Source organism: Pseudomonas salicis, assembly GCF_057128705.1.
Window position 1 is genome coordinate 289,337 of sequence record NZ_JBSKHU010000006.1, and the last position, 13,295, is coordinate 302,631.

The window sequence follows — 13,295 nt, forward strand, 5'->3', positions numbered from 1 at the left end:
TTTTGACAATAAAAAGCGAAAAATCCCTCCAGCCCACGCCCTTGCTCTGACTGACATCCTTAGCGGCTTCTGTTCAGCTGAGACTGCGCAACATCCATCCACTCTCAAGGACGAGAAAAGACCATGAACGTATTTATCGCAGCGCTGGCGATCGCCTTTCTTGGCGGCGCCATAACCACTTCAACCCTGGCGGCAGGCAACGACGCCACAGAGGCGAAAATGCCCATCGTGCTGACGCTCTTTCTGCATGATGAACTCAACGATCAGGACATCCGGAATCTGGACGCAAAATACCTGAGGTGGTTTACCGAAGACCTCGGCGCCATTACCGAACGAAACGTGCAGATTGTTCCCATACTGCGTAAACCCGGCTACACCGATTTTGACTATCGCCTGAGCGACGCAGACAAAGCGCTTTATGAATGGGACCAGCGCGTAATCGATTACGTGATTGACGAAAACAAACCCCGCAACAAGCGCCACAAATACCTATTGATCACCAAGGACAATCTGACGTTTTTCGTACAAGGCGTCGCAGGACTCGGCAAACGCTCGGCCATAGCGTCGATGACGGCCTATCGCACCCTTGCCCACGAAGTCGGGCATACGCTCGGTGCCACACACAGTGATGGCGAATTTCACGCCACTGCAGCCCCCGCGCCGTGCATCACTAACATGTTCGTGGAGGATGTTTTCTTCCTCAAGAATTGCTACCGCTACAGTGAGAAATCGGCGCAGGCGATTAGGAACTACCTGCAAGACATCCCCTGATCCGGGCATTACCGGCCGCCGGGCTCACTGACTCGAATCAGCAGCTCCGGCAGCCGTTTCCAGCTTGCGCCACAACAGCCGCACATTGGCCTTGCGCACCAAGGCGCAACGGTAGAGCCGAATTTCCAGTGGGACATGCCATTGCGGGCCACCACAAATCACCAGTTCGCCACGCTCCAGTTCCGGCGCAATAGAAAGACGTGGCACCCAGGCGATCCCCAATCCCTGTAACGCCATGCCTTTAAGGCTGTCGGCCATTGCCGTCTCGTAAACCGTGGTAAAGCGCACGGTGCGCTGGCGCAGCAACAGGTTCACCGAGCGCCCCAAAAAGGCCCCCGCGCTGTAGGCGAGTAACGGCACGCTCTGTTCGCCTTCCAGATCGAACAGCGGCCTGCCGTCCGCGTCCGCCGAGCAGACGGGCAGCATTTCCGTCACGCCCAGGTGCAGGGACGGAAAGATCTCGGCGTCCATCTGTAACGCGGCGTCGGGGTCGTAGAACGCGAGCATCAAGTCGCAACCGCCTTCACGCAGGGCATGCACCGCGTCGCCGACGTTGGTGGCGACCAGGCGGGTCGCAATGTTCAGGCCTTCGTTACGCAACTGCGCGATCCAGCGCGGGAAGAAGCTCAGCGCCAGCGAGTGAGCGGCGGCGATTTGCATGACTTCGCCCTGCCCGCTTTCCAGATGATGCAGATGGCGCAGCACTTCGCCCAGTTGATCAACCACGGTGCGCGCTGTCACCAGAAACAGTTGGCCCGCCGCGGTCAGTTCAATGGGAGTACGCGAACGATTGACCAGCGTCAGACCCAAAGCGGCTTCCAGGCTGCGAATCCGCCGACTGAACGCCGGTTGCGTCACGAACCGACGCTCCGCCGCCTGGGAGAAACTCCGGGTGGCCGCCAGCGCGCTGAAGTCTTCCAGCCATTTGCTTTCCAGATTCATGGTGTTCTCCAGGGGCTCTCAGCCTTGGCGAGTCGGCTGCACGCCACGTAATTCGGTCGGCCCTATGTGGGAGTGAGCTTGCTCGCGATGGCGGCAGGCCAGATAACGAACTCGTCCCGGGCAAACAGCAATCGCGAGCAAGCTCACTCCTACAGGACGGCAGACCATTCGGAATACCTCTTCACACGCTCATCACAATCCGAACGTCACATCGACATTATGCCGTTTGTGCATAGGCTAGCGCTTAACAGCATTGGTTCGCAATCGCCCGCAAGCCTAGTATTAAAGGCGTTCCGGCTTAGTCCGTGCCTCTCTTGAGACTTTCTCTATCATGTCCTCCGCTGCATCATTTCGCATCGAAAAAGACCTGCTTGGCGTTCTCGAAGTACCCGCTGAAGCGTATTACGGCATTCAGACCCTGCGCGCAGTGAACAACTTTCACCTCTCCGGCGTTCCCCTTTCGCACTACCCGAAACTGGTGGTCGGTCTGGCCATGGTCAAGCAAGCGGCCGCCGATGCGAACCATCAGTTGGGCCACTTGAGCAGCGAGAAGCACGCAGCGATCAGCGAGGCCTGCGCCCGCTTGATCCGTGGCGATTTCCACGAACAGTTCGTGGTCGACATGATTCAGGGTGGCGCCGGGACGTCCACCAACATGAACGCCAACGAAGTCATCGCCAACATCGCCCTTGAAGCGATGGGCCATGCCAAAGGCGAATACAAACACCTGCACCCGAACAACGACGTGAACATGGCGCAGTCGACCAACGACGCTTACCCGACGGCGATTCGCCTGGGTCTGCTGTTGGGCCACGACGCCCTGCTCGCCAGCCTCGACAGCCTGATTCAGGCCTTCGCGGCCAAGGGTCAGGAATTCAGCCATGTGCTGAAAATGGGCCGAACCCAGCTGCAAGACGCCGTTCCGATGACCCTTGGCCAGGAATTCCGCGCCTTCGCCACCACGCTGACCGAAGACCTCAACCGTCTGCGCAGCCTGGCGCCTGAGTTGCTGACCGAAGTGAACCTGGGCGGCACCGCCATCGGCACCGGCATCAACGCCGACCCTGGCTACCAGCATCTGGCGGTCGAGCGTCTGGCGATCATCAGCGGCCAGCCATTGGTGCCAGCCGCTGACCTGATCGAAGCCACCTCCGACATGGGCGCCTTCGTGCTGTTCTCCGGCATGCTCAAGCGCACCGCCGTCAAACTGTCGAAAATCTGCAACGACCTGCGCCTGCTGTCCAGCGGACCGCGCACCGGGATCAACGAAATCAACCTGCCAGCGCGTCAACCCGGCAGCTCGATCATGCCTGGCAAGGTCAACCCGGTGATCCCGGAGGCCGTGAACATGTGCGCCTTTGAAATCATGGGCAACGACCTGGCGCTGACCGTCGCGGCCGAAGGCGGCCAACTGCAACTGAACGTGATGGAGCCGCTGATCGCCTACAAGATCTTCGACTCGATCCGCCTGCTGCAACGCGCCATGGACATGCTGCGCGAGCATTGCATCGTCGGCATCACCGCCAACGAACAGCGCTGCCGCGAGCTTGTCGAGCACTCGATTGGCCTGGTCACCGCGCTGAACCCGTACATCGGTTACGAAAACGCCACCCGTATCGCCCGCGTCGCGCTGGAAACAGGCCGAGGCGTACTGGAACTGGTGCGCGAAGAGGGCCTGCTCGACGACACGATGCTCGCCGACATTTTGCGCCCCGAGAACATGATCGCTCCACGTTTGGTGCCATTGAAGGCCTGATCAAACCGCTCTCGCGTTATCTGCAACACGCTCACCAGGCTGAGGGCCTAGACACCCCTCACCCTTTTGAGGGCCGGAAGTAGACGCTTCCCGGCCCTTTTTTTTGCCCGGAATCTTTGCGGAACGGGCTGATCTCAGACCCTAGTGCTCAAGGAACTGACTACCCAAATAACACCACTGCTACAGAACGGTTCTCCCGGGACGCCCATCGGAAACCGACGAAACGGGATTAAAAAGCAGAAACGGTTTACAGACTCCAATAACGCGCACCGGTATAGTGCGCCCCCTCTAAAAAAGCGAGGAAACATCAATGCTTGAAGTCATCAACGACTTCCTCTCGGGAAAACTGCTGATCGTGCTCATTGTCGGGCTCGGTGGATATTTCACGATTCGCTCGCGCTTCGTCCAAATGCGTCATTTTTTCCACATGTTCGCGGTGTTTCGCGAAAGCCTGCGCAGCAGCTCCGGGCAACTGAGTTCGTTCCAGGCCCTGATGCTGAGCCTCGCGGGTCGCGTGGGCGCCGGTAACATCGCCGGTGTCGGCATCGCGGTCACCCTCGGCGGGCCGGGCGCGGTGTTCTGGATGTGGGTCACGGCATTGGTCGGTATGGCCAGCAGCTTCTTCGAATGTTCCCTCGGCCAGCTCTACAAGCGCTGCGACTCCGAAGGCCAATATCGCGGCGGCCCTTCTTTCTATATTCAGCACGGGCTGGGCAAGCGCTGGCTGGGCATGGTCATGGCGGTGCTGTTGCTGGTGACGTTCGGTTTCGCGTTCAACGGCCTGCAATCCCACGCCGTCACCCACTCGCTCAATAATGCGTTCGGCGTATCGCCAGGCTACGCCGGTATCGGTCTGGCCGTGCTGCTGGGTCTGGTGTTCATCGGCGGTATCAAACGCATCGCAGCGGTCGCTGACCTGTTGGTGCCGGTCAAGACGCTGGTCTACATCGCAGTCACCCTCTACGTGATCGGCGTGCAGTTCGAACACGTCCCACACATGCTGGCGACCATCGTCAAAAGCGCGTTCGGTGTAGACGAAGTGTTCGGCGGCCTGGTCGGCAGTGCCATCGTCATGGGTGTGAAACGCGGCGTGTTCGCCAACGAAGCCGGTCTGGGCAGCGCGCCAAACGTCGCTGCGGTCGCTGAGGTGCCACACCCGGTGGCGCAAGGCGTGGTTCAGGCGTTCAGCGTGTTCCTCGACACCTTCGTCATCTGCACCTGTACCGCTTTGTTGATTCTGCTCTCAGGCTTCTACACCCCCGGCTTCGAAGGCGACGGCATCGCACTGACGCAGAACTCGCTGGCGGCGGTCGTGGGCGACTGGGGCAAGCTGTTCATCAGCGTGGCACTGTCGCTGTTTGTCTTCACCTCGATTCTCTACAACTACTACCTGGGCGAGAACAGCCTGCGCTACCTGCTCGGCGAGAGCCGCAAAGCGCTGATGGGCTACCGCGCACTCGTGCTGGCGTTGATCCTGTGGGGGGCTGTGGAAGACCTCGGCACCGTGTTCGCTTTTGCCGACATCACCATGACCCTGCTGGCGTTCGTGAACCTGATTGCATTGGCCATGCTGTTCAAGATCGGTTTGCGTATCCTGAACGACTACGATGCCCAGCGTAAGGCAGGCATCAAGACGCCGGTGTTCGACTCCAGCCAGTTCCCCGATCTGGACCTGGACCTGAAGGCCTGGCCAAAGCCGGTCGATGGGCAGCCTGCCGCCAAGCCTGCGACGGCCACCGGCAAACCGGCCATCGACACACCTTGACCCTCTGAAGTCTGTCCAGGGAGACACGCATGAATCGCGACAATCACGCACCGGCCAGCCACATCATGGTGCTGTACACCGGCGGCACCATCGGCATGCAGGCCAGCGAAAACGGTCTCGCACCAGCGTCCGGTTTCGAGGCGCGCATGGCCGAACAACTGGCGAGCCAGCCTGCGCTGGTGGTGCCGCAGTGGCAATTTCGCGAAATGTCTCCCTTGATCGACAGCGCCAACATGACGCCCGCCTATTGGCAGCGTCTGCGTGAGGCGGTCGTCGAGGCGGTTGAGGCTCAAGGCTGCGATGCCGTGCTGATCCTGCACGGTACCGACACCTTGGCCTACAGCGCAGCGGCCATGAGCTTTCAACTGTTGGGGCTGGACGCGCCTGTCGTGTTCACCGGGTCTATGCTGCCCGCAGGCGTGCCGGACAGCGATGCCTGGGAAAACGTCAACGGCGCATTGCAGGCGCTGGGCAAAGGATTGCCGTCCGGCGTGCACCTCTACTTCCATGGTGAACTGATGCAACCGACCCGCTGCGCGAAAATCCGCAGCTTCGGTCGCAACCCGTTTGCCGCGCTGAACCGTTCTCGCGGCGGACAGACCGTTGGCACCTTGCCCACGGCGCTGGCCTACAACCAGCCCAAGAAACTCGCCAACGTCGCCGTGCTGCCGCTGTTCCCCGGCATTGGCGCGGCACAACTCGACGGCCTGATCGACAGCGGCATTCAAGGTCTGATCCTGGAGTGCTTCGGCAGCGGCACCGGCCCCAGCGACAACCCGGCCTTCCTTGACAGCCTGCAACGCGCCCATCAACGCGACATCTGCGTGATCGCCATCACCCAATGTCACGAAGGCGGCGTCGAGCTGGATGTCTACGAAGCGGGCAGCCGCCTGCGCAGCGTTGGCGTCCTCTCCGGTGGCGGGATGACCCGCGAAGCCGCCTTCGGCAAACTCCACGCTCTGCTCGGCGCGGACTTGCCGGTGGAGGAAGTGCGGCGGTTGGTGGAGCTGGATGTGTGTGGGGAGTTGCGTTAAAGACGATTGCATCGCTTCTGTCTAAGACTGCTTCGCACCCGATCGCGAGCAAGCAACGCTCCCACGCCTCCGGCAGAAGCAGATCGTGGCGCGGTGAAGGCTTTTGATTCTGGCCGAAGGCCGTGGGAGCGTTGCTTGCTCGCGATTGACCGCGCAGCGGTCACACATTCAAACGACTCGTTCTTCGGGTTGTACACGGCACATCTCTTGCTCCCCCTTTCCGATCAAAAAAACAATCGGAATGCCCTCATGCTTCATTCGCACCTCACCACCCTCAACGCCGTGTCGCTGGTGCTGGAGACGTTTTCGGCCGAGGGGTGGGGCAGCGAGGCGTTGCTGGCCGGGAGTGGGATCACGGAAGCGGACCTGAGTCGGCCGGACATTCGCATTACCACCTTTCAGGAAATGCAGGTCTGTTCCAACGCGGTGGCGTTGCGTCGGGAAATCGGGTTGCCGCTGGGGCGGCGCATGCATGTGTCGTCTTACGGGATTCTCGGTTACGCCCTGCTCACCAGTGCCACTTTCGGTGACGCCCTGCGCCTGGCGCTGGAATACCCGGCGCTGCTCGGGACGCTGTTCGAACTACAGTTAGTCGAAGACGGCGACCGCGTCTGGTTCAGCGCCAGCGATTATCGGGACGACGAGGGCTTGCGGGTCTTCAACGCCGAGCTGTGCATGGCGTCGCTCAAGGTGATCTGCGATGACTTGCTCGGCAAACCGCTGCCGCTTCTGGCAGCACGATTCGCTCACGACGCCCCGGATTATCAGGGAAGCTACCGAGAAAGTTTCGCCTGCGAGGTGCGCTTCAACGCAGAAGACAACGCCTTTGCCTTCGACAGACGTTGGCTCGATCAGCCGCTGACCCTTGCCGATCCCGTCACCCATCGCGACATGCGCGAACGCTGCCGTCGACAGAACATCGAGTTCACCGGGCGTCAGGCTTGGCTGGGACGCATTCGTCATTTGCTCGCGGATCAGCTCGACCAATCCCCAAGCCTACGGCAGCTCGCGCAGAAGATGAACTGTTCCGAGCGTACACTGCGTCGTCATTTGCAGGCCACCGGCAGCAGCTATCAGCAGTTGCTCGACGAGCTACGCTTCGAGCGAGCCAAGCAACTGTTGCAGGATGACCATTTACCAATTCATCACATTGCCGAGGTGTTGGGCTTCAGCGAAACGGCGAGTTTTCGGCATGCGTTCATTCGCTGGAGCGGCGTGGCGCCGAGTCAGTTCAGGCTTTGAATACCTGATTTGCCGCATGTCCCCTGTAGGAGTGAGCTTGCTCGCGATACCGGTATGTCAGTCCCCCCTGCGGTGTCGGACAGACCTCGATCGCGAGCAAGCTCATTCCTACAATGGAATATCACCGGCCAATCGATTTGTGATCCGCGCCTCCAAACAGGGTGCGGCGCCCTATTCAGGGGCGATTTTCGGACAGCTTTTATGGCCGAATACATCCCCTTTTGGCCGTTTCCGTCGTTCTCCGAAAAGTCGTCCGCCTCAAGAATGTCGGACACCGATGCCCACAGGAGAACAAGAAAATGCTGACGATCTATTCAGACGATCACCATCTGCACCATGGCCGTTGCGAGTTGATCGACGGGCAATTGATGCCCTGCTTCGAAATGCCCTCCCGTGCCGACCACGTCCTGCAACGGGTCAAGGATCGCGAAATTGGCGCCGTCGAAGGCCCGCAGGATTTCGGCATCGAGCCGATCAAGCGCATTCACACCGAAGCGTTTCTGGAATTCTTCAAAGGCGCATGGGCTCGCTGGGCAGCGACCAACCCCCAAGGCGACCTGCTGCCGTTCACCTGGCCAGCACGCACATTGCGTTCGGTCATCCCCACCAGCCTGCACGGCCAGCTGGGCTACTACACCTTTGATGCCGGAGCACCGATCACCGCGGGCACCTGGCAAGCCGCATACAGCGCTGCGCAAGTCGCTCTCACTGCGCAGGCCGCGATTCAAAAGGGAGCGCGCAGCGCCTTCGCCCTGTGCCGCCCGCCGGGACACCACGCCGCCAGCGACGTCATGGGCGGGTATTGCTACCTGAACAACGCTGCCATCGCTGCGCAGGCCTTTATCGACCAAGGCCACAAAAAGGTCGCCATCCTCGACGTCGATTACCACCACGGCAACGGCACGCAGTCGATTTTTTACGCGCGCAGCGACGTGCTGTTCACCTCGATTCACGGCCACCCTGAGGCTGAATTTCCTTTCTTCCTCGGCTATGAAGACGAGCTGGGCGAAGGCGCGGGTGAAGGCTTCAACTTCAACTATCCACTGGCCGCAGGCAGCGATTGGACAGCCTGGAGCGCCGCGCTGGAAAAAGCCTGTGACGAGATCGACCGCTTCGGCGCGGACATCGTCGTGGTGTCGCTGGGCGTGGACACCTTCAAGGACGACCCAATCTCGCAATTCAAGCTCGACAGCCCGGACTACCTGCGCATGGGCGAACGCATCGCACGCCTGGGCAAACCCACGCTGTTCGTGATGGAAGGCGGCTACGCCGTCGAAGAAATCGGCATCAACGCCGTGAACGTGCTGGAAGGTTTCGAAAGCGTCTGACCCCTCCGACTTAAAAAGAAGAGAGACAACGATGAACAGACTCAAGCGCTTGATCGCCCCCGCCCTGTGCGCCGCCATGCTCGGCGGCATGGCCCACGCCGATGAACAGAAAACCCTGCGCGTTTACAACTGGTTCGACTACATCACCCCGCAGACCCTGGAGAACTTCAAGAAGGACACCAAGGTCCCGCTGATCTACGACATCTTCGACACCAACGAAGCCCTCGAAGCCAAGCTGCTGACGGGCAACTCCGGTTATGACGTGGTGGTGCCTTCCAACGTGTTTCTGGCCAAGCAGATTCAGGCGGGCGTGTTTCAACCCTTGGACAAGAGCAAATTAACGAACTATTCGCACCTCGACCCGAGCCTGATGAAACTGCTGGAAGCCAACGATCCAGGCAACAAATTCGCTGTGCCGTACATGTACGGCACGATCCTGATCGGCTTCAACCCGGACAAGGTCAAGGCCGTGCTGGGCGACAAGGCGCCTGTGGACAGCTGGGATTTGATCTTCAAGGAAGAGAACATCAGCAAATTGAAGCAGTGCGGTGTGACGCTGCTCGATTCGCCTTCCGAGATTCTGCCACTCGCCCTGCAACATTTGGGGCTTGATCCGAACAGCAAGAATCCAAAGGACTACGACAAGGCGGAAGCCTTGCTGATGAAGATCCGCCCATACATCACCTATTTTCACTCGTCCAAGTACATGGCTGACATCGCCAACGGCGACATCTGCGTGGCCGTGGGTTATTCGGGCAGCTTCTCGCAAGCCGCCAACCGGGCGAAGGAAGCGAAGAATGGCGTGGTCGTGGACATGCGCCTACCGAAAGAAGGCGCACCGATCTGGTTCGACATGCTGGCCATCCCGAAAGGCGCGAAGGACGTGGAGGATGCGCATACCTTCATCAACTACCTCCTGCAGCCTGAGGTGATCGCGCCGATCAGCGATTTTGTCGGCTATCCAAATCCGAACAAGGACGCGACGGACAAGGTCGATCCCGCGATTCGTAACAACCCGAACCTTTACCCGACCGCCGAAGCGATGAAAACCCTCTACACGCTGACGCCGTTGCCACGCGAAGCCGAACGCGCGCGGACGCGGGTATGGACCAAGATCAAGTCCGGCACCTAGAAACAGCGGCAAGCTTCGAGCCGCAAGCTGCAAGTGGCGTACACCCGCTTGAAGCTTGCAGCTCGTCACTCATCGCTGCTTCTCTGTGGCATCGCGAAGCATCGAGTTCAAATTCCCCGAAATATTCGCGCACAACGCCTTCATCTGAATCTCATGCTCGGACGCCTTGAACGGGCTTTGCAGGTCGGTGCCAATGCGTTCGATCGCCAGCAGCATGAAACCCACCACCGTCGATGCAAGTGGCGTGAACCAGCCCAACGTTTCCACCAACCCGATCGGCACGATGATGCAGAACAGCGTGATGAACAGTCGCGGGAAGGTCACGTAGGGATAAGGCAGCGGCGTGTTGGCGATGCGCTCCATCCCGCCCTGGCAGTTGGAAATCTCCACCATCGTCGATTCGAGCCGCGCCAGACGAATGCTGTCCAGCCGACCGGCTTGATATTCGCCCGCGATGATCGCGGCAGACTCGTTGAGGATGTCATTGGGAAAGTTGTTGGTGCGTGTGCGGCGGTCGTATTCCTCGCGGGAAATCATCGCCGTGACGTCCTCACCGCATTGTTCGCCCTTGAGGTGCGCCGACAGGCATTCCACGTAGGCCACGTGCCGACGCAGCAGTACGGCTTTGACCGGATTCAGCTCGGTGCCGTCGTCGATCAGTGTCAGCACTTGCCGCGCGAAGCTGCGGGAATTGTTGACCAGCGCGCCCCATAACGTGCGGGCTTCCCACCACCGGTTGTAGGCACTGGAGTTACGAAAGCTGGTCAGCACCACCAGCGCCGAGCCCAGCAACGTGAGAGGCATCGACGGCAGTGTGATCTTGCGTTCCAGGTACAGCATGAAGTCGACCGTGACAACGATGTCCCAAATCAGCAGCCAGAACAGCGACCAACCGATGTAGGTAAACGTCCTGATCATGGCGCGGTATTTCTTGATGATCGTTTCCTGCAATGGTCACCCCCTGTTTGCAACCGTCGACCCCGCAACAAGCTGGAGTCGCAAAGGGGTTCGAATACAGTTGTTACAGATCGTTCGGGCTGCCCACCAGTGGAAATGTAACCAAATGCCTTAAAAGCGCGACCCGCCTTCGTCCGCCAACAGCCAGTCAGGTGACGGATTATTCATGGAACGAACCCGCCTCCCCCGCGCTCAACACCTATCTGGAAGCTTCAGCCACACGTCACGAGGAGAATGTTAATGAGCGCGTCTGCCACCTCCACCGAACGACCTGCACCCCACACCGATCGCGACCAACTGACCATCAATACCATCCGCACTTTGGCCATGGACGCCGTACAAAAGGCCAACTCTGGCCACCCCGGCACGCCGATGGCACTGGCCCCGGTCGGCTACACGGTGTGGAAAGATTTCCTTCGCTATCACCCGGAACATCCCGACTGGCCCAACCGCGACCGGTTTGTGCTGTCAGTCGGTCACGCCTCGATGCTGCTCTATTCGCTGCTGCACTTGGCGGGCGTGATCGAGATCGACGAACACGGCAAGCCGTCCGGCAAACCGGCGATCAGCCTGGAAGACATCAAGCAGTTTCGCCAAATGGATTCGAAAACCCCCGGTCACCCTGAATACCGCATGACCACCGGCGTCGAGACCACCACCGGCCCGTTGGGTCAGGGCTGCGCCAACAGCGTGGGCATGGCGATGGGCTCACGCTGGCTGGGTGAGCATTTCAACAAGCCCGGCGCGACGCTGTTCGATTACAACGTCTACGTGCTGTGCGGCGACGGCGACATGATGGAAGGCGTGACCGCAGAAGCAGCGTCGCTGGCCGGTCATTTGAAGCTGTCGAACCTGTGCTGGATTTACGACAACAACACCATCAGCATCGAAGGCCATACCGAATTGGCCTACAGCGACGATCCGCTGAAACGCTTCGAAGGCTACGGCTGGAAGACCCTGCACGTGAAGGACGCCAACGATGCGGCCGCGCTGGCTCAGGCAATCCAGACCTTCCAGCAGACCGATGACGCTCCGACGCTGATCGTGGTCGACAGCGTGATCGGCTACGGCTCGCCGAACAAACACAACACCGCTGCCGCCCACGGCGAACCGCTGGGCGAAGATGAAATCAAGCTGACCAAAAAAGCTTACGGCTGGGACGAAAACAGCAGCTTCCTGGTGCCTGAAGAAGCGCGCCATTACCTGCGCGACGCCCTGCTGAAACGCAACGGCAGCGGCTATGACGCGTGGAAGGAAACCTTTGCCCGCTTCGAGAAAGAGCAGCCTGCACTGGCCGACGAGCTCCAACGTATGCGTCAAGGCGAGATGCCCGAAGGCTGGCGCAACACGGCGGTCAGTTTCGATACCGACGCCAAAGGCATCGCGACCCGAGCGGCAGGCGGCAAGGTGCTCAACGGTTTCGCCCAGCAGATTCCCTGGTTGATCGGCGGCTCGGCTGACCTTTCCCCTTCGACCAAAACCAACCTCACGTTTGAAGGCGCTGGCAGTTTCGAGGCTGGCAGCTACAGCGGCCGCAACCTTCATTTCGGGATTCGCGAACACGCCATGGGCTCGATTGCCAACGGCCTGGCGCTGTCCTACATCCGCCCGTACACCTCGACATTCTTGGTGTTCAGCGACTACATGAAGCCGCCGATTCGCCTGGCGTCGATCATGGAGCTGCCGGTGATTTTCGTCTTCACCCACGACTCCATCGGCGTTGGCGAAGACGGCCCGACTCACCAACCCATCGAACACCTGACCCAACTGCGCGCCACCCCCGGCCTGCTGACTCTGCGTCCGGGCGATGCCAACGAGACCACCGAAGCCTGGAAAGTGGCCTTGGCGCAAACCCATCGACCTACGTGTCTGGTGCTGTCGCGCCAACCGATGCCGACGCTAGATCGCGCTAAATACGCCAGTGCCGAGCACGTTGCACGTGGTGCGTACGTGTTGGCCGACGCGGTCGAGGGCAAGGTCGAGGTGATTCTCATCGCCACCGGCAGCGAAGTCGGCATGACCGTCGAGGCGTTCGAAACACTCAAGGCAGCAGGTATCGCGGCCCGCGTAGTGTCGATGCCGAGCTGGGAGCTGTTCGAGGATCAAGATAAGGCGTATCGCGACGAAGTGCTGCCGCCGAACGTGAAAGCCCGCGTCGTGGTGGAGCAGGCCGGGCCTGTGGGTTGGGATCGGTACGTCGGCCAGACCGGCGCGAAGATCGTGATGAACACGTTCGGGGCATCAGCGCCCATCGACAAACTGCAGGCGAAGTTCGGGTTTACGGCTGAGAACATTGCTAAGGTCGCCAAATCCCAACTCGGGAAATGACGCTGACCTTCGTTATCTGACAAGACATAGGCTTGGCACA

General features: G+C 60.0%; 10 protein-coding genes. 8 read left to right on the plus strand and 2 right to left on the minus strand.

Features of this window, described 5'->3' with window-relative positions:
- Nucleotides 1-123: 123 nt before the first annotated feature.
- Complete coding sequence (locus tag ACWKWE_RS22805; protein WP_483851770.1) at nt 124-771, plus strand: zinc metalloprotease; 648 nt, start codon at nt 124-126, stop codon at nt 769-771.
- 24 nt (nt 772-795) lie between these two features.
- Here ACWKWE_RS22805 and ACWKWE_RS22810 read toward each other — a convergent pair whose 3' ends face one another.
- Nucleotides 796-1,713 (minus strand): LysR substrate-binding domain-containing protein, encoded by a 918-nt coding sequence (locus tag ACWKWE_RS22810; protein WP_483851771.1) that lies wholly within the window; start codon nt 1,711-1,713, stop codon nt 796-798.
- A 331-nt stretch (nt 1,714-2,044) separates the two neighbouring features.
- On the opposite strand from ACWKWE_RS22810, the gene ACWKWE_RS22815 reads away from it, so the two are divergent.
- The 6 genes from ACWKWE_RS22815 to ACWKWE_RS22840 all read left to right on the plus strand — a co-directional run bounded on the left by ACWKWE_RS22815 (nt 2,045) and on the right by ACWKWE_RS22840 (nt 9,970).
- A complete protein-coding gene (locus tag ACWKWE_RS22815; RefSeq protein WP_166594006.1) occupies nt 2,045-3,469 on the plus strand; it encodes an aspartate ammonia-lyase in 1,425 nt (474 codons plus the stop codon).
- Between the two features lie 310 nt (nt 3,470-3,779).
- The gene (locus ACWKWE_RS22820; RefSeq protein WP_341960944.1) at nt 3,780-5,234 is read left to right on the plus strand and encodes an alanine/glycine:cation symporter family protein; all 1,455 of its coding nucleotides are present in this window, start codon (nt 3,780-3,782) and stop codon (nt 5,232-5,234) included.
- Nucleotides 5,235-5,263: 29 nt separating this feature from the next.
- The gene (locus ACWKWE_RS22825; RefSeq protein WP_483851772.1) at nt 5,264-6,268 is read left to right on the plus strand and encodes an asparaginase; all 1,005 of its coding nucleotides are present in this window, start codon (nt 5,264-5,266) and stop codon (nt 6,266-6,268) included.
- Nucleotides 6,269-6,517: 249 nt separating this feature from the next.
- Nucleotides 6,518-7,510 (plus strand): AraC family transcriptional regulator, encoded by a 993-nt coding sequence (locus ACWKWE_RS22830; RefSeq protein WP_483851773.1) that lies wholly within the window; start codon nt 6,518-6,520, stop codon nt 7,508-7,510.
- A 299-nt stretch (nt 7,511-7,809) separates the two neighbouring features.
- Entirely contained in the window at nt 7,810-8,838 is a 1,029-nt protein-coding gene (locus ACWKWE_RS22835; protein WP_483851774.1) for a histone deacetylase family protein, read from the plus strand.
- A gap of 31 nt (nt 8,839-8,869) precedes the next feature.
- Nucleotides 8,870-9,970: a polyamine ABC transporter substrate-binding protein gene (locus ACWKWE_RS22840; protein WP_401145441.1), complete on the plus strand. Its 1,101-nt coding sequence runs from the start codon at nt 8,870-8,872 to the stop codon at nt 9,968-9,970.
- Between the two features lie 69 nt (nt 9,971-10,039).
- Here the strand turns inward: ACWKWE_RS22840 and ACWKWE_RS22845 are convergent, their stop codons facing one another.
- A complete protein-coding gene (locus tag ACWKWE_RS22845) occupies nt 10,040-10,921 on the minus strand; it encodes a bestrophin family protein (protein ID WP_178115698.1) in 882 nt (293 codons plus the stop codon).
- 246 nt (nt 10,922-11,167) lie between these two features.
- Between ACWKWE_RS22845 and tkt the strand changes: the two genes are divergently transcribed.
- On the plus strand, nt 11,168-13,255 hold the full coding sequence (tkt, locus tag ACWKWE_RS22850; RefSeq protein WP_483851775.1) for a transketolase: 2,088 nt from the start codon (nt 11,168-11,170) through the stop codon (nt 13,253-13,255).
- Nucleotides 13,256-13,295: the final 40 nt, after the last annotated feature.

Bases quoted from the DNA above. Each gene is read 5' to 3' on its own strand.
- ACWKWE_RS22830 (WP_483851773.1), top strand. From the start codon at position 6,518: ATGCTTCATTCGCACCTCACCACCCTCAACGCCGTGTCGCTGGTGCTG.
- ACWKWE_RS22810 (WP_483851771.1), bottom strand. From the start codon at position 1,713: ATGAATCTGGAAAGCAAATGGCTGGAAGACTTCAGCGCGCTGGCGGCC.
- ACWKWE_RS22820 (WP_341960944.1), top strand. From the start codon at position 3,780: ATGCTTGAAGTCATCAACGACTTCCTCTCGGGAAAACTGCTGATCGTG.
- tkt (WP_483851775.1), top strand. From the start codon at position 11,168: ATGAGCGCGTCTGCCACCTCCACCGAACGACCTGCACCCCACACCGAT.
- ACWKWE_RS22835 (WP_483851774.1), top strand. From the start codon at position 7,810: ATGCTGACGATCTATTCAGACGATCACCATCTGCACCATGGCCGTTGC.
- ACWKWE_RS22815 (WP_166594006.1), top strand. From the start codon at position 2,045: ATGTCCTCCGCTGCATCATTTCGCATCGAAAAAGACCTGCTTGGCGTT.
- ACWKWE_RS22805 (WP_483851770.1), top strand. From the start codon at position 124: ATGAACGTATTTATCGCAGCGCTGGCGATCGCCTTTCTTGGCGGCGCC.
- ACWKWE_RS22840 (WP_401145441.1), top strand. From the start codon at position 8,870: ATGAACAGACTCAAGCGCTTGATCGCCCCCGCCCTGTGCGCCGCCATG.
- ACWKWE_RS22825 (WP_483851772.1), top strand. From the start codon at position 5,264: ATGAATCGCGACAATCACGCACCGGCCAGCCACATCATGGTGCTGTAC.